This is a genomic window from Aquamicrobium lusatiense (assembly GCF_014201615.1).
Taxonomy (GTDB): domain Bacteria; phylum Pseudomonadota; class Alphaproteobacteria; order Rhizobiales; family Rhizobiaceae; genus Mesorhizobium; species Mesorhizobium lusatiense.
This window is the reverse complement of sequence record NZ_JACHEU010000001.1, coordinates 24534-45153: the sequence shown is the minus strand read 5'-3', so window position 1 is coordinate 45153 and position 20620 is coordinate 24534. Positions and strand designations below refer to the sequence as shown.

Here is a 20620-nt window from a genome sequence, read left to right as displayed (position 1 = left end):
CCGGTGCTGGTTCGGGGCGGCTGATAGTGCTCCGCCATCAGGCGTAAAGATCCTTCCACGCTTCGCGCAGCAGGTTCTTCTGCACCTTGCCCATGGTGTTGCGTGGCAGTTCTTCCACGAACAGCACCCGCTTGGGCAGCTTGTAGCGAGCAAGCCGTTCGCCGAGCGCGGCCAGGATCTCGTCTTCCTTCAGCGCGGCGCCGGTCTTCGGCACCACCACGGCAGTCACGCCTTCGCCGAAATCCGCATGTGGCACCCCGATCACTGCGCTTTCAAGCACGCCATCGATCAGGTCGATCTCGCTCTCGATCTCCTTGGGGTAGATGTTGTAACCGCCGGAGATGACGAGGTCCTTGCCGCGCCCGACGATATGGACATAGCCACGTTCGTCGATCAGCCCGAGGTCGCCGGTGATGAAAAAACCGTCGTCACGGAATTCAGCTTTGGTTTTCTCCGGCATGTTCCAGTAGCCCTTGAAAACATTCGGCCCCCTGACTTCCAGCATGCCCGTTTCGCCGGCCGGAAGGGCGGCGCCGTTTTCCATGTCCACGACGCGGATGTCGACGCCGGGCAGGGGGAAGCCGACCGTGCCGGCGATGCGGTCGCCGTCATACGGGTTGGAGGTGTTCATGTTCGTCTCGGTCATGCCGTAGCGTTCGAGTATGGCGTGACCGGTGCGGGCGCGGAAGGTGTCGTGCGTTTCGGCAAGCAGCGGGGCAGAGCCGGAGATGAACAGCCGCATGTTGGCGGTGCTGTCATGGTTCACGCGATCGTCCTGCGCAAGGCGCACATAGAAGGTCGGCACGCCCATCAGAACGCTCGACTTCGGGAGGCGCGCGACGATCGCATCCGCATCGAACTTCGGCAGCAGGAACATCGACGCGCCGGAAACGAGGATGACATTGGTGGCCACGAACAGGCCGTGCGTGTGGAAAATCGGCAGGGCGTGGATGAGCCGGTCCTGCGCGGTGAAGCGCCAGCTTTCGCGCAGCGTCAGCGCATTGGACAACAGATTGTCATGGCTGAGCATGGCGCCCTTGGAGCGTCCGGTGGTGCCGGACGTGTAGAGGATGGCGGCCAGATCGTCAGGGCCGCGTTCCACATCGTCGAAATCCGTGGCAGCCGCCCTGGCGCTCTCCATGAGCGAGCCGCCGCCATGATCGTCCAGCGTCTCCAGAACTGCGCCGCAGCCCTTCACCGTCTCAGCGAGCCTGTCCGCATTTTGGGGGGAAACGACGATGACGGCGGGTTTTGCATCGTTGAAGAAATAGTCGAGCTCGGCCACCGTATAGCCGGTGTTGAGCGGCAGGTAGACGGCGCCGCAACGCACGCAGGCCAGATAGAGCATCAGGGATTCGGCGCTTTTCTCCACCTGCACCGCAACCCGGTCTCCCGGCTGCACGCCACGTTCCGTCAGCACATGCGCAATGCGGGCAGACTGGCCGAGCATATCGCCATAGGTCCACACGCGGCCGTCCTGCGTTTCGATGAAGACAGCATCCTGTCCCGGCAGGGCAGCGCGAATGGCGTGGAACAGATGGTTAGGCATTCAGTTTTTCCTGCGTCCTGGAAGATGTTTTTCCGGTCGAGCCGGCGGCAAGCCATTTGCGGACCTCCGGTGAGGCCACGACTTCGCCCCGTTCGGCATAGGCCTCGTGATTGCGCTCGATGTCGTCGAGCTTGTAAAGGTAGTTGACCATCAGCCCGTGTGACTCACGCAATCCTCTGGCCGACACGTCGCCCGGGAAATTGAGACGTTCCAGCCGGGCGCCGTTGCCGAGATGGAAACGCGCCACCGGATCGATCAGCCGTCCACCGGCCGCACGGGCGGTCAGGAAATAATGAGCTGCCGCCCGCTGAAGCAGCGGACTGGCTTCCGTGATGATTTCCGCGTTGCGGTGCCAGTCGGCACTGCTGAGATGATCGCGCAGGCGGGAGAGTTCGAGGGTGTTTTCCTCGTCTTCCGCCGATTTCAGCCAGCGTGCGAAGCCGGGCACCGGCGAAAGCGTCACGAAGGTTTCCAGCGCAGGATGTTCGCGGCGCAGTTCCTCAACCACCTGCTTGATCAGGAAATTGCCGAAGGAAATACCGCGCAGGCCATCCTGACAGTTGGAAATCGAATAGAAGACCGCAGTGTTGGCCTCGCCGGGCTTCAAAGGTGCGCGTGTTTCGTCCAGCAGATCGCCGATGTTGTCGGGCGTGGAGCGCGTCAGCGCCACTTCGACGAAGATCAGCGGATCATCGGAAAGCTGCGGGTGGAAAAAAGCGAAGCAGCGCCGGTCTGCGGGGGCGAGACGGCTGCGCAGTTCGTTCCAGTCATTGATGGCGTGAACCGCTTCATAGCGGATGATCTTTTCCAGAATATGCGCCGGCGTGGTCCAGTCGATGGAACGCAGCTGCAGAAAGCCACGATTGAACCAGGAAGCGAAGAGATGCTGGAAATCGGAGTCCACGGCTTTGAGTTCCGGTTCGGACTTCAGCAGACCGAGAAGTTTCTCGCGCATCCGCACGAGGCTGCGGGTGCCGTCGGGCGCGGCATTGAGCCGACGGATCAGCTCCTGCCGTTTCGGCTCGGCGGCTTCATGCAGGGCGGCGAGGTTCTCCGGACTGCGGTCGCTGCGATACATTTCGATGGCGTTTTCGATACGGGCATCATCGGCGCCGAATCTGGTCAGCAACTCCCGCATGAACCGGGGTTGTTCCTCGTCATCCAGTTCTTTCCATGCGGAGAGAATGTCCTGCGCCAGAGCCAGTCCTGACGCTTCGCCGCGGCTTGAGAGCAGGTGCTCGCACTGCAGGACGATCTCCTCCATCGCCACCCGTTGCTTCGGGTTCTGCGACGTGCCGAGCAGCCGGCGACCGCGTTCGGCAATGGCGTCGAGCATGTCGCGAAAGGAAGAGAAGCTGCCCATTATAGGCCCCTTTGTGGCTGGTCCGCCCTGTTGAATGACGTACAGTACCGGCACCCGTGAGGATGCCTGATTTTACGCAAGGTTTCCTGCAATTTCGATTCATGCTATTCCTCATGCGTACAAAGTCAACATTCTTGTATACAAGAATCGCATTTTCAGATTGGTGCCATGTCGCAAAACATCGTCCAGAAGCTGCGCGATCAGATTGAGAATGGGATCGTCAGCGGTGAGTTTCCTGCCGGCAGGCGACTTGACGAAACCCAGCTCGCCACCCGGTTCGGAGTTTCACGCACGCCGGTGCGCGAGGCTCTGATACAGCTGGGCGCAATCGGCCTGATCGAGATCCGCCCGCGCCGGGGCGCCATTGTGGTCGAGCCGGCACCGCATCGCATCTACGAGATGTTCGAGGTGATGGCGGAGCTGGAAGCCATGGCTGGAGCACATGCGGCACGGCGTTACACCGATGATGATCGCGCCGCGCTGGAGGCAGCGCATTGTCGTTGCCTCCGGTCGGCTGAAGCGGGGGATGCGGATGCCTACTATTACGACAATGAGGTCTTCCATGAAGCCGTCTATGCCGCAAGCCACAACGGATTCCTGCAGGAGCAGTGCCTTGCCCTGCACAGAAGGCTGCGGCCCTATCGCCGCCTGCAATTGCGTGTGCGCAACAGGATGGAGACCTCGCTGGCGGAGCACGAGCGTGTCGTGAAGGCCATATTGTCGGGAGACAGCAACGGTGCGGCCGCGGCTTTGCGGACGCATGTCGCCGTGCAGGGGGAGCGTTTCTCTGATCTCGTGGCGCGTCTGACGACCACCCGGAGTGACAGCTGAAACCTGCGCCTAAAATGTAATAAAATCATTTTTTATGCATTTTTATCTCAGTAGTGAAATTTAATTGACACAAACGGATTTGTGCCCATACTGATCTGCGGATTGCACCGGGGAACACAAAGGGCGCGCAAGAACAGCCCAATCCTCTGACCATGAGCCGGACCCTGAAGCCGGGCGATGGCAGCTGCCATGTGGAGGAAATATGCAGGACAGGATCGATAGCGCTGTTGCCGACGTGTGGGCGCGTCTGGATGCGAAGTCCGACAGGGTCGTGGGGCTGACCAGCGATCTCGTGCGTATTCCGTCCGTCAATCCGAAGTTTCAGGACGAGCCGGAAGCGGGCAGGGAGGCGCAGGTCCAGGCGCTGATCGCCGACGAACTGTCCGGCTGCGATCTCGCCGTCAGCACCTTCGATGCGCTGCCCGGTCGTCCCAATCTGCTGGCGCAAACCGAGAGTGTCGGCAATGGCGAGCGCGACCTTATTCTGTGCGGTCATATCGATGTGGTGCCGGTGGGTGACCTGCGCGAATGGAGCTACGGTCCATTTTGCGGCGATGTGCGCAACGGCAGGGTGCTGGGCCGCGGAACCATGGATATGAAGGCGGGCATGGCCTGCTGCGTGGAGGCGCTGCGCGTCATCCGCGAGGCTGGCATTGCGCTAAGGGGCAGGGTGTCGCTGCACTCGGTGGTTGACGAGGAAGCCGGCGGTTCGGGCACGAAAGCCATGGTGCGCGCCGGGCATCTGGCCCCTGCCGCCATCATTGCGGAACCCGGCGGCGACGAGATTTTCATCAGTCAGGGCGGTCTGGAATGGCTGCGCATCACCATTCGTGGCCGGCAGGGTCATTCGGCCTATCGCTTTACCGGTATGTATCCGCAGCCATGGCAGGAGAATCCCAAGGCTCCCCCGATCAGCGCGGCGGATCTTGCCACCCGTTTCCTTGCGGCGCTGCGGGATTATGAAGCGGCCAACTCCCGCGTGAAGAGCCATCCGATGATGCCGCCCGGCATCAATCATTTCGGCGTCGGGGTGGTGCGCATTGGCGCGGGCCTGGGCGAGGATGGACTGCCGATCATCATGAGCAATCCCGGCATCGTTCCCGACGTCGCGGTGATCGACATCGACCACAAATTCATGCCGCATGAGACGAGTGCCGATATTCGTGCGGATTTCGAAGCCTTCGTCAGCCATTTCTGCGCCACTGATCCGTGGCTGCGCGAAAATCCGATCGAAGTGAAATGGGACCTTTACGATCTGCATTTCCCGCCAATGAACACCTCTGCCGATCATGAGCTGGTGAAGATCGTCACCGCGCGCCGCGCCAGCCTCGGCAGGCCGACCGCGCTGCGTGGCTCCATCGGCGTGACCGACGGTGCGCACTATGCGGTCGCCGGCGTGCAGCCGATCCGCTACGGGCCCTTCGGGGCCAACCAGCATGCGCCCGACGAATGGGCGGATGTCGACTCCATCAGGACGACAACAAAAATATTCGCAGCAAGCATTCTCGACTGGTGCGGCGTCGCCTGACCGGTCGGAAGCGCTCCTGATAGCCCGAACATGTTGAGGCGCTTTTTCGCGCCAATGGAGGACCTGTATCGTGAAGAAGCCTTCTCCCGCATCCCGCCCGGCCGGCCGCCGGCCTCTCTTTTCGCTGCTGGCGACGGCTGCGGTTGCTGCTTTGATGGCAGCAGCGCCGGTATCCGCCGAAACGCTCAACTGGGCGCGCGGTTCGGATGTGCAGACCCTTGATCCGCACGCTTACAATGAGGGCATCACCCATGCCTTCAACCATCAGATTTACGAGCCGCTGGTTGCCCGCTCCGACGATGGCAAGCTGATCGGTGTTCTGGCCACCGAATGGAAGATGCTGCCTGATGAGCCGGGCATCTGGGAGTTCACGCTGCGCCCGGACGTTACTTTCCACGACGGTGTGCCGTTGACTGCCGACGATGTTGTTTTCTCGATTCAGCGCGCCATGTCGGATACTTCCAACGTCCGCTCGCTGCTCACCGCAGTGGATGCCGTGACTGCGCCCGACGAGCATACCGTCCGGATAGCCACGAAGGGCGTGAGCCCGCTGCTGGTCAACAATCTGGTGAACATCTTCATTATGAACCGTGCCTGGGCGGAAGCAAATGACGCTGCTGCGCCGCAGGATTTCAAGTCGGGCAAGGAGAATTTTGCCGCCCGCAACGAGAACGGCACGGGTGCTTACCGGCTTGTCAGCCGCGAAGCCGACCGGCGCACGGAGCTTGTGGCCTACGACAAATACTGGGGCATCGGCGAATTCCCGCTCGACATCGACCGCATCGTTTATACGCCCATCCAGTCGCCTGCCACGCGCGTCTCGGCGCTCATCAGCGGCGAGGTGAACTTCCTCCAGGACGTGCCGCCGCAGGACATAGCCAAGCTGGAGCAGAATCCCGATCTGCGCGTGGTACGCGGCCCGGAAAACCGCACCATCTTCTTCGGCGTCAACATGGGTGCCGACAAGCTCACCTATGGCGAAGCCACGGGCAATCCCTTCGCCGACAAGCGCGTGCGCCATGCCATGAACATGGCCATCGACCGCGAGGTGATCGGCAAGGCGATCATGCGTGGCGAATCCATTCCGCTTGGCACCATTGCTCCACCCTTCATCAACGGCTACACCGAGGAGATGGGCAAGCTGCCTCCGGTCGACATCGAGAAGGCGAAGCAGCTCATGTCCGAGGCCGGCTACGGGGACGGCTTCTCCGTGACGCTCAACTGCACCAATGACAGCTTCGTCAACGATGAGCGCATCTGCCAGGCGCTGGTGGGCATGATGGCGAAGATCGGCATCAAGGTGCATCTCGACGTGCAGCCGGCCGGCGTGGTGTTCCCCATGGTGGGCAATGGCAACACGGATTTCTACCTGATGGGCTGGGGCGCCTCGACCTTCGATTCCCAGTACATCTTCGACAATCTGGTCCATTCCCGCAGCGAAGGGCGCGGCGCGTGGAGTTCCGTCAATTTCAACAATGCCGAAATCGACGCGAAGATCGCCACGCTGGGTTCCGAAGCCGACATCGAAAAGCGCAACGCCACCATCGCTGAAATCTGGAAAGTGGTGCAGGACGAGAGCTTCTATCTGCCGATCCATGCGCAGATGCTGGCCCGCGCGGCGCACAAAAATATCCGGATAACGCCGAACCTTTCCAACAGCGTTTTCGTCAAAACCATTTCGGTAGAGAAATGATAGCTTTCCTCCTGCGCCGGCTGGTTTCTGCCGTGCCGGTCATGCTGATCACGGCATTTCTGTCTTTTGCCGCGTTCCGCTTCATCGGTGATCCGCTGCAGAACATGCTGGGGCAGGACGCTACCGCGCAGGACCGAGCGCGGCTCGCCGCGGAACTGGGGTTCGACCAGCCGTTCTACATCCAGTTCTGGCGGTTCATCGTCTCGATCCTGCATGGCGATTTCGGCGTCTCCACCCGTGTAGGGCGCCCGGTGCTGGATCTGATCGTGGAGAGGCTACCGGCAACGCTTGAGCTTGCCGTGCTGTCCTTCATCCTCGCCATGGCGGCTGGCATTGCGCTCGGCGTCATGACGGCCTTGCGCCCGCGCTCGATCTTTTCGCGCATCAGCATGACAGGTTCGCTGATCGCGGTCTCGCTGCCGAACTTCCTCATCAGCATCGCGCTGATTTACGTCTTCTCCGTTCAGCTCGGCTGGCTGCCTGCTTTCGGGCGCGGGGAAACGGTGAAGATCGGCTGGTGGACGACCGGGCTGCTTACCGCAAGCGGCTGGCATGCGATCATCCTCCCGGCGATCTCGCTGGCGACTTTCCAGCTGACGCTGATCCTGCGGCTGGTGCGCACGGAGATGCTGGAGGTGATGCATTCGGACTACATCCGCTTTGCCCGCGCGCGCGGGCTGCCGCAAAGGCTGATCTATTTCTCCTATGCGCTGAAGAACACCATGGTGCCGGTCGTTACCGTTGCCGGTCTTCAGCTCGGCTCCATCATCGCCTTCGCCGTCGTCACCGAAACCGTGTTCCAGTGGCCGGGCGTGGGTCTGCTGTTCATAAACTCGGTCAATTTCTCGGACGTGCCGATCATGGCGACCTATCTGCTTCTGACCTCGCTCATCTTCGTGACGATCAACATGGTGGTCGATTGCATCTATTACCTCATCGATCCGCGCCTGCGTGCCGCCGGAGCCATCCAATGACCGCACTGACCACACGGCTCGCGCGCTTTGCCCGGTCGGACATCGGCTATTCCTATCTGCGGTCGCCCGGAGCGCTGCTGGCTACGCTGGTGCTGATCGTCATCGTGGTGGCGGGCTTTGGCGCGCCGTTGTGGGCGCCGCAGAATATACTCGATCCCGCCAATCTCGACCTCATGGCCGCCAACACGCCGCCATGGAGCGTCAACGAGTTCACGGGTCAGCTCTTCGTGGCCGGCACGGACGATCAGGGACGCGACGTGCTTTCCGCTACGCTCTACGGCACCCGCGTTTCTCTGCTGGTCGGCCTTGCCGCCGTGGCCCTTTCCATGACGCTTGGTGTCACGCTGGGGCTGGTTTCGGGCTATTTCGGCGGGCGTGTCGACACCGTCATCATGCGTATCGCGGATGTGCAGCTTTCGATCCCGGCGCTGCTGATTGCGCTCCTTATTTTCGGCCTGACCCGGTCGCTGCTGCCGCCGGGCGCGCGCGATACGATGGCTGTTTACGTGCTGATCCTCGCCATCGGGTTTTCGGGCTGGGTTTCCTATGCCCGTACGGTGCGCGGCGCGGTGATGGTGGAAAAGCAGCGCGAATATGTGCAGGCCGCCCTGATGATGGGCCTGCCCACCCGCATCGTGCTGGTGCGTCATATCCTGCCGAACGTCCGCCGTCCGATCATGGTGATCGCCACCATCTCGCTGGCGCTCGCCATCATCACCGAAGCCACGCTTTCCTATCTGGGTGCCGGCCTGCCGGCCACGCAGCCCTCGCTCGGCACCCTTATCCGCAGCGGGCAGGATTTCCTGTTCGCCGGGGAGTGGTGGATCCTTCTGTTCCCCGCCGTCACCCTGCTGGCGCTGGCGCTTGCCATCAACGTGCTCGGCGACTGGCTGCGCGATGCGCTGAATCCGAGGGGGGTATGAGCATGGCAACCGATCGCCCTCCGGTCCTGTCGATCCGCGGCCTGTGCGTGGATTTTCCAAGCCGCCACGGCAATTTCAGCGCCGTTCGCAATGTCGGTTTCGACATCGCTGCCGGCGAGATTCTCGGCATCGTGGGCGAGTCCGGTGCGGGCAAGTCGACCGTGGGCGCGGCCATCACCGGTCTTCTGCAGGCGCCGGGTCATATCAGCGCCGGCGAGGTCCGTCTTGCCGGCGACGTGATCGACGCGCGTAATGTCAAAGCCATGCAGGCGCTGCGGGGCAAGCGCATCTCGACCATTTTTCAGGACCCGCTGACCAGCCTCAATCCGCTGTTCACCATCGAGCGGCAACTGGTCGACACCATCCGTACGCATCGCCCAATGACGAGGGCCGAGGCACGAGCGGAAGCGGTGCGCCAACTGGAGGCGGTGGGTATTCCCGACGCTGCGCGGCGTGTGAAGAACTGGCCGCACGAATTTTCCGGCGGTATGCGTCAGCGCGCGGTGATAGCTCTGGCGCTCTGCTCCGAGCCTGAGCTGATCATCGCCGACGAGCCGACGACGGCGCTCGACGTTTCCGTGCAGGCGCAGATATTGCAGCTGATCCGCAGGCTGGCGCAGGAGCGCCATGTGGCGGTGATGCTCATCACCCATGACATGGGCGCGATCGCCCAGATCGCCGATCGCGTCGCGGTGATGAAATCCGGCGAGATCGTCGAGCTGGACGAGACCCGTACGGTTCTTGAACGTCCGCGACATGAATACAGCCGTGCGCTGATTTCGGTGGTGCCGCGCGCCGATGTGAAGCTCGACCGCTTTCCCGTCGCCGGTGCGCCGAAGGATATCGATGCTGCCATGCAGTGGCTGCTGGAAGGCGAAGCCGATCACGTAAAGCCGGCCGGCGACAGCCTTGTCGAGCTGCGCCATATCGAGCAGGTCTATGGTGCGAAGCGCCTGCTGTTTGGCGCAAGCGGCGGCGGCTTCAAGGCGCTGCACGACATCAACCTCGATATCCGCAACGGCGAGGTGATGGGGCTGGTGGGTGAATCCGGTTCCGGAAAATCCACCATGGCGCGCATCTTCGCCGGTCTGACGAGGCCAAGCCACGGGCAGATGCTGTTCGGTGGGGAGGACGTTTATGCCGCGCCTTTCGCAGTGCGCCAGCGCATCCGCCGCGACACGCAGATGGTGTTTCAGGATCCCTATTCCTCGCTCAATTCCCAGATGCGGGTGGGCGACATCATCGCCGAGCCCATGGTGCATTATGGACTGGCGGCCAGCCGTCGCGCAGCCGAACCGGTGATGCAGGACCTGCTGAACGCGGTCGGTCTCGACGCCAGCGCTGCACGTCGTTATCCGCATGCTTTTTCCGGAGGGCAACGCCAGCGCATCTCGATCGCGCGGGCGCTCGCCAGCCGGCCGCGCTTTCTGATTTGCGATGAACCGACCTCGGCACTGGATGTCTCGATTCAGGCCCAGATCCTCAACCTGCTGAAGGATCTCCAGCAGAAACTGTCGCTCACCATTCTGTTCATCAGCCATGATCTTCCCGTGGTGCGCCAGATCTGCGATCGCATCACCGTCCTGCATGGCGGACGCATTTGCGAGATCAGCGAGACCGAAAACCTCTTCGATGCGCCCGGGCATGAATACACGGCAAATCTGTTGTCGATGATCCCGGATATGCGGGGTGCAGCGCAGATCGGCATGCGTGCCGGATGATGACAAATATGGCTCACAGAAAAGTAGATATTATTTCAGTTTGATATAAGAAACATATTTCTGTAATAAATTACAGAATGGCGCGTGCGACCTTTGGGAAGGAGGGTACCTATGAGCATCAGGGACAGGCTTACCGACGATTCCATCGACTTCACGCGCTCGGAGCTGAAGATCGTGCGCCAGCTTCTGTCGAACTATCCGGCCTCTGGCCTCAACACGGTCGCGCATCTGGCAGCGTCCGCCGGGGTCAGCGATCCGACCGTGGTGCGCCTCGTCACCAAGCTTGGTTTCAGCGGGTATCCGGAGTTCCAGGCGGGGCTTCTCGCTGAAGTGCAGGAGCGCATGAGCTCGCCGCTTTCCATGATGGAAACCCGCAAGCCCAATCCCGGCCAGAACAATTTCTACCAGCATTTTCTCGATGCCAGCATTCAGGCGCTGGAGACTGCCAAGGCGACGCTGCCCGGCCGGGATTTTGAAGCTGCGGTCGAGGCCGCCGCCGACATCGGCACGCAGGTCCACTGTCTGGGCGGCCGTTTCAGCGGCATGCTGGCCGGCATGCTGTGGGCGCATATGAAGCAGCTTCGCCCCGGCACGCACTGGATCGAGGGTGCGCAGGCCGACGAGGTCGATCATCTGGTCGATCTCGGCCGCAAGGATACGCTGTTCGTCTATGATTACCGCCGCTACCAGACAACGACGATCCGTTTCGCCCGCCATGCCGCAGAGCAGGGGGCGAAGATCGTGCTGTTCACGGATCGCTGGCTGTCACCCATTTCCGGGTTCGCGACAGTGACCCTGACCGTGCCGGTCGATACGGCGTCGCCTTACGACACCATGGTGCCGGCCATGGCGCAGACCGAAGCGCTGATCGCCGCGCTCACCGCGCGTCTTTCCGACAAGGCCATGAAGCGCATCGAACGGATGGAAGATCTGCGGCGCAGCTACGCAATCACCGAAGACGCCTTCAAGCAGTCCGACTGAGGCGCGCCGACAACCGATTTTTCCAAGGAGGAAACGATGGCTTCCATCGAAGTTGAGTTCGACAATATGCGCCTGACGCGCGACAGCGCCTATGAGCCGGGCAAGACGTCGCTGCTGCTTGTCGACATGCAGCGTATCTGGTGCGAGCCGAATCTCGATCCGACCCATCCGCAGGATGCCGACAGTTACTATCACCGCCGCCTGCGCGAGCAGGTCGTGCCCAATCAGAAGCGCATTCTGGATGCCGCCCGCGCGGCCGGCTGCAATGTGCTGCACACCATCATCCAGAGCCTGACCAATGATGGCCGCGACCGCTCGCTCGACCACAAGCTTTCCGGCATGCATGTGGCGAAGGATGCTCCGGAAGGTGCGGTCATCGATGCGCTGACGCCGGTTGAGAACGAGATCGTTTTGCCGAAGACCTCCTCCGGCGTCTTCAATTCGACCAACATCGATTACGTGCTGCGCAATCTGAACACCCGCTATCTGATCATTGCCGGCGTGGTCACCGACCAGTGCGTCGACATGGCGGTGCGCGATGCCGCCGACCGTGGCTATCTGGTGACGGTCGTCGAAGATGCCTGCGCGACCTACTCGCAGGAGCGTCACGACGCGGCGATCCGGGCCTATTCGGGATATGGCTGGATCACCGACACCGCGACCGTGATCGAACGGCTTGGCGCACTGGCTGACTGACAGGCGGATCGGAGGAACCATCAGATGGACAATCGCATTCAGGCCGCTGATCTGGCCGAACTTGCCACAATCGTCACCACCGATATCTGCGGCATCACGCGCGGGCGCAGCTTCTTCGCCAGCGAGCTGGAAAGCTATCTGCGCAAAGGCGTTGGCTGGGTGCCGGCCAATCTGGCGCTGACACCTTTCGACGAGATTGCCGGCGACAACCCGTGGGGATCGAAGGGCGATCTGCGGCTGATGCCGGACGCGGAAAGCCGTGTGCGCGTGAGCTGTCTTCCCGGTGAGACGCCTTTGCATTTCTATCATGCCGACATCACCCGTCTCGACGGCTCGGCATGGGACTGCTGCGTGCGTTCTTTCCTCAAGGACACGATCACCGCTTATGAGCGGGAAGCAGGCCTTCGGGTGACGAGCGCGGTCGAGCAGGAATTCCAGATTCTTGGCGCCGACTGGCCGGACGCCCCCGCCTTCGGGCTGCGCGCCCAGCGCCGCACCGGCGCCTTTCCCGCGCTGCTGATGAGCGCGCTTCAGGAGGCGGGCGCCGAGCCGGAAATGTTCCTGCCGGAATATGGCAAGGACCAGTTCGAGATCACCTGCCGTCCCGCACCGGTTCTGGCGGCAGCCGACCGGGCGGCGACCATCCGTGCCGTTGCCCGCGAGGTTGCGGCCCATTTCGGCTGGCACGCCAGCTTCGCGCCCAAGACCACCGCCGACGGCGTCGGCAACGGTGTGCATCTGCATGTGAGCTTCACCGATCTGGACGGCAATCCGGTTACCTTCGATCCTTCGCTGCCCGGCAGATTGTCGAAGGTCGCGGGGTCCTTTGCGGCCGGCGTCCTGAAGCATCTGCCGGCACTCGTCGCCTTTACCGCGCCGTCTGTGCTGTCTTATCTGCGGCTGGTGCCGCATCACTGGAGCGCGGCCTTCACCTGTCTGGGCGAGAAGAACCGCGAAGCGACGTTGCGCATCTGCCCGACGCTCGATCTGCCGGGAAGCAATCCGGCGCGGCAGTTCAATATGGAATTCCGTGCCGCCGATGCCTGCGCCAGCCCGCATCTGTCGCTTGCAGTGCTGCTGCGCGCAGGCCTCGAAGGCATCCGTGCAGGACTGGAGACGCCACCCCTTACCAACTCGGACCCCGCCGACATGGATGAGGCCGAGCGCGAGCGTCTTGGCATCCGCCGGCTGCCGGCCAGCCTGCCGGAAGCGCTCGATGCGCTTCAGCAGGACGAGACGGTGACCGGCTGGTTCTCGAAAGACTTCATTGATTGCTATCTGGCCATGAAGCGGCTGGAGATCAGCCTTGTTGCCGAGGCCACTCCCGAAGAACTGTGCCGGCGCTACGCGGCCATTTACTGACACGGAAATGCATATGAACACGACCGTCAGGCCAGCGGCGGCGCTTCGCCATGATCCCGAATTGCCGCTGCTGGAAATCGATGAGCCGCCGCCCTATGCGGTGATCAATCCCGATGGCTCGTCACCCTATCTGCTTTTGTGCGAGCATGCGTCGAACCGTATTCCGCGCGCGCTGGGCGATCTTGGCCTGCCGCTCACGGAGCGCCAGCGCCATATCGCATGGGACATCGGCGTTTCGGCGCTTTCGCAGCATCTGAGCGCCACTCTCGACGCGCCGCTGTTCATGGCGAATTATTCGCGTCTCGTCATCGACTGCAACAGGCCGCTGCATGTGCCGTCGCTGATCCCGGAGGTCAGCGAAACAACGGCCGTGCCGGGCAATGCCGGGCTCAGCGAGGCGGAGCGGCAGCAACGCATCGATACTTTGTTCCATCCTTTTGCCGAGGCGGTCACCCGGCGTCTGGACCAGCGCCGGCAGCAGGGACTTCGGACCATCATCATCGGGGTGCACAGCTTTACGCCGGTCTACTTCGGCAAGCAGCGGCCCTGGCATGCGGGCGTGCTTTATGGGGAGGCGAAGGCGTTTGGCCGCGCGATTATAGACTGCCTCGCCGCCGATCCTGCTTTGTGCATCGGCGACAACCAGCCCTACGACATCCATCCCGATGAAGACTATACGGTTCCGGTTCATGCCGATGCGCGTGGTCTGCCCGGTGCGCTGATCGAAATCCGTCACGACCTTATCAGGGATGCACAAGGCGTCACCTCATGGGGCGGGCGGCTGACGGAATGCCTGAAGGAGATGGAGCGGCTGCCCTTGTAAAATGCAGCTGCAGGGCGTCCTGCCGCTTCAAAACCTTCAGGGGGAGCGCGCGCTCTCTACCAGCCGCATGCTTCCCGCAAGGGCTTTGAAGCCTCCTCTGCTCCGGAAATGTCAAAGGTCGCGGTAAACGGGCTTTCCGAATAGGGCGTCATCCGAACGATCATCTGCTTCCTGCCATACATCTGTTTGATCACGGGGATGGACTTGCCGCCATTCCACAGGCCCAGCGCACGGTTGTCGGTGGACGCATCGCCACCGACCGTGCGGGCTTTCTCATCATCCAGCCGGTAGGTGATGTTGCCGTAATCATTGTATTGGCTCGCGGTCATGTGACAGCCGGTTGAGAAGTAAAGAACGGTCTTGTTTTCCATGCAGCGCAGGACCAGACCGATTTTCTGCCCCCGGTTCCAGCCGCAATCGACGACTTCATCGGAGTCGATCGACATCACGACGGTGGGCTGGTCGGTGAGTTTCGATGTCTCCCTGCGCACCACCCATTTCCCCGCACTCTGGGGAAGGGTGGAGGCGGAAGGCGTGCGGCCTGCCTCCCTGTCATAGCAGGCCAGCCGGTCGAGATCGTTGTCGATCTTCAGGCAGTCGGCAGCCATCGCAGGCGCCACCCCGGCCATGATGACCGTGGCGATGATCAAAAGAGATCGCATGTCTTCCCCCCAAGTCCCCACGCTGCATACCTTGCTGCGCGTAAACGGGGGCGTCAATGCCGGGTAAAGACCGCCTGCGTGTTGTTTTGGGAGATAAGTCGGAATGAGATGGTACGGGTGGTCGGACTCGAACCGACAAGGATTGCTCCGGCGGATTTTGAGTCCGCTGCGTCTACCAATTCCGCCACACCCGCAAGGGTTTTCAAGCTATGAGCGACACACTCATTCCAACGGCGAACTATAGGTTCGCGCATGGCCCGTCAACAGCCAGTTGGCCATCGGCGGCCGGAATCGTTCCGGGAGATCAAGCATTCGTGATCCGTGGCCATTGTGCCAGCATGATTTTCTTTTTATGCATGCTGCGCATAATCTGAGGACCCTCATGCTTCGCGGACTTTACGACTGGACCTTGTCGCTCGCGGCAAGGAAATCGGCCGAATGGTGGCTGGCTTTCATCGCTTTCGTGGAAAGCTCCATCTTTCTGGTGCCCGCGGATGTGCTCTACCTGCCGATGGCATTGTCGCGTCCGGACCGGGCTTACCGCTATGCGCTGGTGGCTACCGTGGCTTCGGTGCTGGGCGGCATCGCCGGCTGGTTCCTCGGCCATTATGCCTATGAAGCGCTGGCCCGGCCGGTGCTGGAATTCTACGGCAAATATGAACAGTTCGAGGCGCTGCGGACCTCGTCCGGCATCGGCTTCATCATCCTGATGCTGATTACCTCCGGTCTCGCGCACCTGCCGCCGATCAAGGTGGTGACGATCCTGTCGGGCGTCATCGGCGTCAATCTCCTGCTGTTCATCCTGCTTGCCATCGTGGCGCGGGGTGCGCGCTTCTTCTTCCTGGCGTGGCTTCTGCGCCGCTATGGCGAGCCGATCCGCGAGTTCATCGAAAAGCGCCTTGGCACTATCGCAGCGCTGGGGGCGGCTGCCCTAATTCTGCTTTACCTGCTGGTCAGATATCTGCACTGACAATCCGGAAGACACCTGATGACCGACACAGCCACTCCCGACCCGCGCCGCAGATTGCTGTTCACAGCATTGTTTCTGGCCTTTGCCATGGCTGCGACCGTCGGCACCGCGCTCGGTTTCCAGTACGTAGGTGGCTATATTCCCTGCAAGCTCTGCTACGAGCAGCGCATGCCCTATTACATCGGCGTGCCGCTGATGCTGCTGGGCGCTCTTGCCGCCTTCCTTAAGTTGCCTTTGTGGATCGTGAAGGCGCTGCTCGGCGCCGGCGGCGTGCTGATGGCCTATGGGTTCTTCCTCGGCGGATATCACGCCGGCGTCGAATGGGGCTGGTGGCCGGGGCCGAGCGACTGCACCAATATCGCAGCCCCTGTCGATACGGGCGGAAACGGCGTTCTGGATGCGCTTGACCAGTTCGTGCCGCCCTCCTGCGACAAGGCGGCGCTGCGCATATTCGGCCTGTCCATGGCCGGCTGGAACGTCATCGCCAGCCTGATCCTTGCCGTGGTCGCGTTCCGTGCGGCCTTCTCGCGTGGACGGTAACAAAGGCGCATTTCACTTCGCACGCCGATGATCTATAGCTGCCCGAAGCATCGGGGACAGCCATGACAGCCATGCCACGCATTCTCGTTTTCGCCGGCTCCGTACGGACCGGCGCCTACAGCGGCAAGACCGCCGACGCGGCGCAAAAAGCGCTTGCTCTGGAAGGCGCGCATGTGACGCGCATTTCACTGCTCGACTATCCGCTGCCGATCTATGATCAGGATCTCGAGAAAGAAGACGGCATTCCGGAAAACGCCATGAAACTGGCGCGGCTGGTTAACGCGCATGACGGGGTGCTGATCGCCACGCCGGAATATAACGGCTCATTGCCGCCGCTCCTGAAGAACACCATAGACTGGCTGAGCCGGGTGCGCCGCGACGGGGACGCTCCGCTGAAGCCGCTCACCGGCAAGCTGGCGGCGCTCTGCTCGTCTTCGGAGGGGCAGTTCGCGGGAATTCGCGCCATCACCCATCTGCGCGCCACATTGCTGCGCTGCCAGATGGAGGTGGTGACGCCCGAATGCTCGGTGCCGCGTGGCGGTGAAGCCTTCGACGACAATGGCGACTTTCGGGATCAGCGCCTGCAGCAGACCATGGCCCGCGTGGCTGCCGCCCTTGTCGCGCAGGCGGCAGTTTCAGCAAGGATGGAAGCATGACCGCCACAAGTGACATGAAGGAACATCTGATCGTCGGTCTCGACGTGCCGACGGTTGCCGAGGCCGAGCGTGTCGTGCGCGACCTTGAGGGCGTCGCCTCCTTCTACAAGATCGGCTACCAGCTCGTTTTCGCCGGTGGTCTGGAGTTCGCGCGTGATCTGGCGGCGTCCGGGAACAAGGTGTTCCTCGACATGAAGCTGCTGGACATCGACAACACCGTCGCCAAAGGCGTGGAGAACATCGTGCGCATGGGCGTTTCCATGCTGACCCTGCATGCCTACCCGAAAGCCATGCGTGCGGCTGTCGAAGCCGCGCGTGGCAGCGATCTGTGCCTGCTGGGCGTGACCGTGCTCACCTCCATGGATGAGCAGGATGTCATCGAGGCCGGCTATGAGCTTGATCCGCATACGCTGGTGCTGCGGCGCGCCGAACAGGCCCTGCAGGCGGGCATGGGCGGTATCGTCTGTTCGGCGCAGGAAACCGAAGCGGTGCGGCGTATCGTTGGGCCATCCATGGCGGTGGTGACGCCGGGGATCCGTCTTGCCGGTGGAGAGCGTGGCGACCAGAAGCGCGTCGTGACGCCGCGCGATGCCATGCGCAATGGTTCCAGCCATCTGGTGGTGGCGCGGCCGATCGTCGGCGCGGTTGACAGACGGGCCGCCGCGCAGGCTATTCTCGACGACATGCGCTCTGCCTGAGCGCGATACCGACATACCGGAGGAAAGTCACCATCATGCCCAAGGGATACTGGATCGCTCGCGTCGATATTCGCGATACCGAGCGCTACAAGGATTATGTTGCCGCCGCCAAGCTGGCTTTCGACCGCTTCGGGGCCAAATTCCTGGCGCGTGGCGGCGAGCATGAGGTGGCCGAGGGGCCGGGCCGGGCACGCAATGTCATCATCGAGTTCGACTCTCTGGCCACGGCCCGCGAATGCTATCATTCGCCGGAATATCAGGTCGCGGCCGCCATCCGGCAGCAGGTTGCCGATGGCGAGATCGTGCTGGTGGAAGGCGCCTGAACTGGGCGACGGCTGCCAGCCCTTGTTAACGCAAATGCGCTAGCATTCTTTCATGAATGCCAGCGTGTCGCATACGGACAATTCAATTCCCTCAGCACCGGGCGGCGTCGTCATTCTTGGCGGCGCCCATGGTTCGCTGGCGCTCGCGCGCAGCCTCGGGGCGGCAAAAGTGCCGGTGTGCTACGTCTCCCATGATACGCCTTTGCCGGGCTGGTCGCGTCATGTGCAGCACAGCTTCGGCTGGCCGGGGCCGGATGATCCGGGTGCGGCGGCATATTTGACCGGGCTTGCAGAATCGCACGGACTGAGTAGCTGGGTTCTCGTTGCCGGTGGCGATGCGGAGGTGCGTCTGGTTGCGCAGGCGCGGGAGATGCTTGAGAAACGCTTTCGCCTGACATTGCCGCCGTGGGAAAGGCTGCAATGGCTGTGCGAGAAGCCGCTGCTCTATCGGCGGGCGGCGGAGCTGGGCCTTACCGTTCCACACACTTACGCCTTCGCCTCGGTGGACGAAGCTGAAACGGCAGATATCGCTTTTCCCGTGGTGCTGAAGCCCAATATGGGGGGCGGTTCGTCGCATCTGGCGCGGGCCAAGGTGATACGGACGGACGACGCCGCTTCATTCCGCGCTGCTTTTGCAGATGCAGCCCGCGAAATCGGCGCGGCAAACGTCGTCGTGCAGCAGCTCATTCCGGGTGGGGGCGAGAGCCAGTTTTCCTATGCCGCGCTCTGGCATGAGGGTCAGCCGGTGGCGGAATTCACGGCTCGTCGGGCGCGGCAGTATCCCGTCGATTTCGGCTACACCAGCACTTTCGTCGAGGTGGTCGAGCGCCCGGATGCGGCAGAGGCCGCGCGCCTTCTGCTGCGGTCGGTGGATTTCTCGGGTCTGGTGGAAATCGAGTTCAAATACGATGCGCGCGACCGGGTTCTGAAGCTGCTCGACGTCAATCCCCGGCCATGGTCGTGGTTTGCGCTGGCGGCAGCATCGGGCGTCGATCTTGGCCGGATGCTGTGGGATGTGACGAGCGGCGGCACTGCTTCCACAGCGCAGGCCGATGCAGGTGCCGCGTGGACCTATCTGTCGCGCGACATCATCGCGGGCGCACAGCTTTGCTGGCGCGGCGCGTTGACGCCCGGCACCTTTCTGGTGTCGCTGATGTCCGTCCGCGCCGGTGCTGCCTGGGCGGCCAATGATTTGCGGCCGGGGCTTTTGGACCTGCCGCTGACGGCATGGCGGGTGCTGACGCGGCGCGTGCTCGGAAAAGGCGCGGCGCGCTCATGACCATGAAAACCACGCTTCGGCGTGCGATCCGCAATGCGGCGATCAGGGCGGGGCTGGAAGCGGTCGCACTTACCAATGCCGGTGCGGTCTGGCCGCAGGCGGCAGGGCGCGGCGTCATCTTCACCCTGCATCATGTGCGTCCGCATCAGGGCCATGGGTTCGATCCGAATGCCCTGCTTTCGGTGACGCCGGAATTTCTCGCTGCGGCGATCGAAACGTGTCTCGCCACCGGCATGGTGCCGGTGGCGCTGGAGGATTTGCCGCAATTGCTGGCCGATCCCGACGACCGCCGGCGTTTCGTTTGCTTCACGCTGGATGACGGCTATCGCAACAATGCGCAGCATGCCGCGCCCGTGTTTCGCCGGCATGGCGTACCCTACACGATCTTCCTGTGCCGTGGCTTTGTCGAGCGCACCCGTTCGCTGTGGTGGGAAACGGCCGAAACCCTCATTCGCCGGACCAACGAGCTGACATTCGATTTCGGCGGCGGGCCGGAGAACCTGCCGCTAAACACGATTGCCCCCAAACAGGCGGCGTTCGACCGCCTTTCATCTTTCATTCAGGCTGGTGATGAGGATGACGCCATCGCCCGGCTCGATGCCGAGGCGATCAGGCATGGCGTCGATCCGCTGGCGGTCGTAGACGATCTCGTCATGGGTGCGGAAGAGATACGGGAACTGGCGCGGGATCCGCTCGCCTGTTTTGGCGCGCATACGCTTACCCATGTGAATCTCAGGCGTGTCGATGCGGCTCGACTGGCAAGCGAGATCGAAGGGTCGATCCGGGCGGTCGAAGAGTGGACGGGCAAGCGGCCATCGAGCTTCGCCTACCCCTATGGCTTCGCCGCGGCGGCCGGGGAGCGAGAGTTCAGCGCTGCGCGCGCGGCGGGGCTTTCCATTGCCGTGACCACCCGGCCGGGCGTGCTGGGGGCGGCCAGCCTCGGTCAGCCGACAGCGCTGCCTCGGGTGTCGCTGAACGGCCTTTACCAGAAGCCGCGCTATGTAAAGGCGCTGGCTTCCGGCATTCCGTTCAGGCTGATGTGAGGATG

The 20620-nt window shown here is 62.3% G+C and carries 20 protein-coding genes and 1 tRNA gene; 17 read left to right on the top strand and 4 right to left on the bottom strand.

The genetic code is table 11. From position 1 onward, the window contains the following. Positions 1-37: 37 nt before the first annotated feature. Both HNR59_RS00265 and HNR59_RS00260 read right to left on the bottom strand, forming a co-directional pair. Positions 38-1549 carry a malonate--CoA ligase gene (locus HNR59_RS00265; protein ID WP_183824319.1) on the bottom strand — a complete coding sequence of 504 codons (1512 nt, stop codon included), beginning with the start codon at positions 1547-1549 and terminating at the stop codon, positions 38-40. Then, complete coding sequence (locus tag HNR59_RS00260; protein ID WP_183824315.1) at positions 1542-2912, bottom strand: malonyl-CoA decarboxylase; 1371 nt, start codon at positions 2910-2912, stop codon at positions 1542-1544. The genes HNR59_RS00265 and HNR59_RS00260 overlap by 8 nt, the downstream gene beginning before the upstream one ends. Before the next feature lie 168 nt (positions 2913-3080). Between HNR59_RS00260 and HNR59_RS00255 the strand changes: the two genes are divergently transcribed. The 10 genes from HNR59_RS00255 (at position 3081) to HNR59_RS00210 (ending at position 14444) form a co-directional block, all read left to right on the top strand. Further along, positions 3081-3743 (top strand): GntR family transcriptional regulator, encoded by a 663-nt coding sequence (locus HNR59_RS00255; RefSeq protein ID WP_183824312.1) that lies wholly within the window; start codon positions 3081-3083, stop codon positions 3741-3743. Between the two features lie 202 nt (positions 3744-3945). After that, complete coding sequence (locus HNR59_RS00250) at positions 3946-5271, top strand: ArgE/DapE family deacylase (protein ID WP_183824309.1); 1326 nt, start codon at positions 3946-3948, stop codon at positions 5269-5271. 70 nt (positions 5272-5341) lie between these two features. Then, a complete protein-coding gene (locus HNR59_RS00245) occupies positions 5342-6964 on the top strand; it encodes an ABC transporter substrate-binding protein (protein ID WP_183824306.1) in 1623 nt (540 codons plus the stop codon). Beyond that, complete coding sequence (locus tag HNR59_RS00240; protein ID WP_183824303.1) at positions 6961-7938, top strand: ABC transporter permease; 978 nt, start codon at positions 6961-6963, stop codon at positions 7936-7938. Before HNR59_RS00245 ends, HNR59_RS00240 begins: the two co-directional genes overlap by 4 nt. Then, positions 7935-8861 (top strand): ABC transporter permease, encoded by a 927-nt coding sequence (locus HNR59_RS00235; protein WP_183824300.1) that lies wholly within the window; start codon positions 7935-7937, stop codon positions 8859-8861. Before HNR59_RS00240 ends, HNR59_RS00235 begins: the two co-directional genes overlap by 4 nt. A gap of 2 nt (positions 8862-8863) precedes the next feature. Beyond that, entirely contained in the window at positions 8864-10582 is a 1719-nt protein-coding gene (locus HNR59_RS00230; protein WP_183824297.1) for a dipeptide ABC transporter ATP-binding protein, read from the top strand. A gap of 111 nt (positions 10583-10693) precedes the next feature. Then, the gene (locus HNR59_RS00225; protein ID WP_183824294.1) at positions 10694-11563 is read left to right on the top strand and encodes a MurR/RpiR family transcriptional regulator; all 870 of its coding nucleotides are present in this window, start codon (positions 10694-10696) and stop codon (positions 11561-11563) included. A gap of 36 nt (positions 11564-11599) precedes the next feature. Then, positions 11600-12259, top strand: coding sequence for a cysteine hydrolase family protein (locus HNR59_RS00220; protein WP_183824291.1), 660 nt, complete (start codon positions 11600-11602; stop codon positions 12257-12259). A 24-nt stretch (positions 12260-12283) separates the two neighbouring features. After that, complete coding sequence (locus HNR59_RS00215; RefSeq protein ID WP_183824288.1) at positions 12284-13621, top strand: glutamine synthetase family protein; 1338 nt, start codon at positions 12284-12286, stop codon at positions 13619-13621. A gap of 13 nt (positions 13622-13634) precedes the next feature. Further along, the gene (locus HNR59_RS00210) at positions 13635-14444 is read left to right on the top strand and encodes an N-formylglutamate amidohydrolase (RefSeq protein WP_246374430.1); all 810 of its coding nucleotides are present in this window, start codon (positions 13635-13637) and stop codon (positions 14442-14444) included. A 56-nt stretch (positions 14445-14500) separates the two neighbouring features. Here HNR59_RS00210 and HNR59_RS00205 read toward each other — a convergent pair whose 3' ends face one another. Both HNR59_RS00205 and HNR59_RS00200 read right to left on the bottom strand, forming a co-directional pair. Then, positions 14501-15106: a type VI secretion system-associated protein TagO gene (locus HNR59_RS00205; RefSeq protein WP_183824282.1), complete on the bottom strand. Its 606-nt coding sequence runs from the start codon at positions 15104-15106 to the stop codon at positions 14501-14503. Positions 15107-15215: 109 nt separating this feature from the next. Further along, a tRNA-Leu gene (locus tag HNR59_RS00200) sits at positions 15216-15300 on the bottom strand. 188 nt (positions 15301-15488) lie between these two features. On the opposite strand from HNR59_RS00200, the gene HNR59_RS00195 reads away from it, so the two are divergent. The 7 genes from HNR59_RS00195 (at position 15489) to HNR59_RS00165 (ending at position 20615) form a co-directional block, all read left to right on the top strand. Further along, a complete protein-coding gene (locus HNR59_RS00195; protein WP_183824280.1) occupies positions 15489-16076 on the top strand; it encodes a YqaA family protein in 588 nt (195 codons plus the stop codon). 18 nt (positions 16077-16094) lie between these two features. Then, positions 16095-16616 carry a disulfide bond formation protein B gene (locus HNR59_RS00190; RefSeq protein WP_183824276.1) on the top strand — a complete coding sequence of 174 codons (522 nt, stop codon included), beginning with the start codon at positions 16095-16097 and terminating at the stop codon, positions 16614-16616. A 62-nt stretch (positions 16617-16678) separates the two neighbouring features. Next, on the top strand, positions 16679-17272 hold the full coding sequence (locus HNR59_RS00185; RefSeq protein ID WP_183824273.1) for an NADPH-dependent FMN reductase: 594 nt from the start codon (positions 16679-16681) through the stop codon (positions 17270-17272). Continuing rightward, positions 17269-17970, top strand: coding sequence for an orotidine-5'-phosphate decarboxylase (gene pyrF / locus HNR59_RS00180; RefSeq protein WP_183824270.1), 702 nt, complete (start codon positions 17269-17271; stop codon positions 17968-17970). The genes HNR59_RS00185 and pyrF overlap by 4 nt, the downstream gene beginning before the upstream one ends. A 35-nt stretch (positions 17971-18005) precedes the next feature. Continuing rightward, positions 18006-18293, top strand: a complete 288-nt coding sequence (locus HNR59_RS00175; RefSeq protein ID WP_183824267.1) for a DUF1330 domain-containing protein — start codon at positions 18006-18008, stop codon at positions 18291-18293. 52 nt (positions 18294-18345) lie between these two features. Continuing rightward, a complete protein-coding gene (locus tag HNR59_RS00170) occupies positions 18346-19572 on the top strand; it encodes a carboxylate--amine ligase (protein ID WP_183824263.1) in 1227 nt (408 codons plus the stop codon). Next, the gene (locus tag HNR59_RS00165; protein WP_183824260.1) at positions 19569-20615 is read left to right on the top strand and encodes a polysaccharide deacetylase family protein; all 1047 of its coding nucleotides are present in this window, start codon (positions 19569-19571) and stop codon (positions 20613-20615) included. The genes HNR59_RS00170 and HNR59_RS00165 overlap by 4 nt, the downstream gene beginning before the upstream one ends. Positions 20616-20620: the final 5 nt, after the last annotated feature.

Coding starts and splice junctions, on each gene's coding strand:
- pyrF (WP_183824270.1), top strand. CDS start 17,269: ATGACCGCCACAAGTGACATGAAGGAACATCTGATCGTCGGTCTCGAC.
- HNR59_RS00175 (WP_183824267.1), top strand. CDS start 18,006: ATGCCCAAGGGATACTGGATCGCTCGCGTCGATATTCGCGATACCGAG.
- HNR59_RS00220 (WP_183824291.1), top strand. CDS start 11,600: ATGGCTTCCATCGAAGTTGAGTTCGACAATATGCGCCTGACGCGCGAC.
- HNR59_RS00185 (WP_183824273.1), top strand. CDS start 16,679: ATGACAGCCATGCCACGCATTCTCGTTTTCGCCGGCTCCGTACGGACC.
- HNR59_RS00215 (WP_183824288.1), top strand. CDS start 12,284: ATGGACAATCGCATTCAGGCCGCTGATCTGGCCGAACTTGCCACAATC.
- HNR59_RS00250 (WP_183824309.1), top strand. CDS start 3,946: ATGCAGGACAGGATCGATAGCGCTGTTGCCGACGTGTGGGCGCGTCTG.
- HNR59_RS00165 (WP_183824260.1), top strand. CDS start 19,569: ATGACCATGAAAACCACGCTTCGGCGTGCGATCCGCAATGCGGCGATC.
- HNR59_RS00265 (WP_183824319.1), bottom strand. CDS start 1,549: ATGCCTAACCATCTGTTCCACGCCATTCGCGCTGCCCTGCCGGGACAG.
- HNR59_RS00210 (WP_246374430.1), top strand. CDS start 13,635: ATGAACACGACCGTCAGGCCAGCGGCGGCGCTTCGCCATGATCCCGAA.
- HNR59_RS00255 (WP_183824312.1), top strand. CDS start 3,081: ATGTCGCAAAACATCGTCCAGAAGCTGCGCGATCAGATTGAGAATGGG.
- HNR59_RS00190 (WP_183824276.1), top strand. CDS start 16,095: ATGACCGACACAGCCACTCCCGACCCGCGCCGCAGATTGCTGTTCACA.
- HNR59_RS00235 (WP_183824300.1), top strand. CDS start 7,935: ATGACCGCACTGACCACACGGCTCGCGCGCTTTGCCCGGTCGGACATC.
- HNR59_RS00260 (WP_183824315.1), bottom strand. CDS start 2,912: ATGGGCAGCTTCTCTTCCTTTCGCGACATGCTCGACGCCATTGCCGAA.
- HNR59_RS00205 (WP_183824282.1), bottom strand. CDS start 15,106: ATGCGATCTCTTTTGATCATCGCCACGGTCATCATGGCCGGGGTGGCG.
- HNR59_RS00230 (WP_183824297.1), top strand. CDS start 8,864: ATGGCAACCGATCGCCCTCCGGTCCTGTCGATCCGCGGCCTGTGCGTG.
- HNR59_RS00240 (WP_183824303.1), top strand. CDS start 6,961: ATGATAGCTTTCCTCCTGCGCCGGCTGGTTTCTGCCGTGCCGGTCATG.
- HNR59_RS00225 (WP_183824294.1), top strand. CDS start 10,694: ATGAGCATCAGGGACAGGCTTACCGACGATTCCATCGACTTCACGCGC.
- HNR59_RS00195 (WP_183824280.1), top strand. CDS start 15,489: ATGCTTCGCGGACTTTACGACTGGACCTTGTCGCTCGCGGCAAGGAAA.
- HNR59_RS00170 (WP_183824263.1), top strand. CDS start 18,346: ATGAATGCCAGCGTGTCGCATACGGACAATTCAATTCCCTCAGCACCG.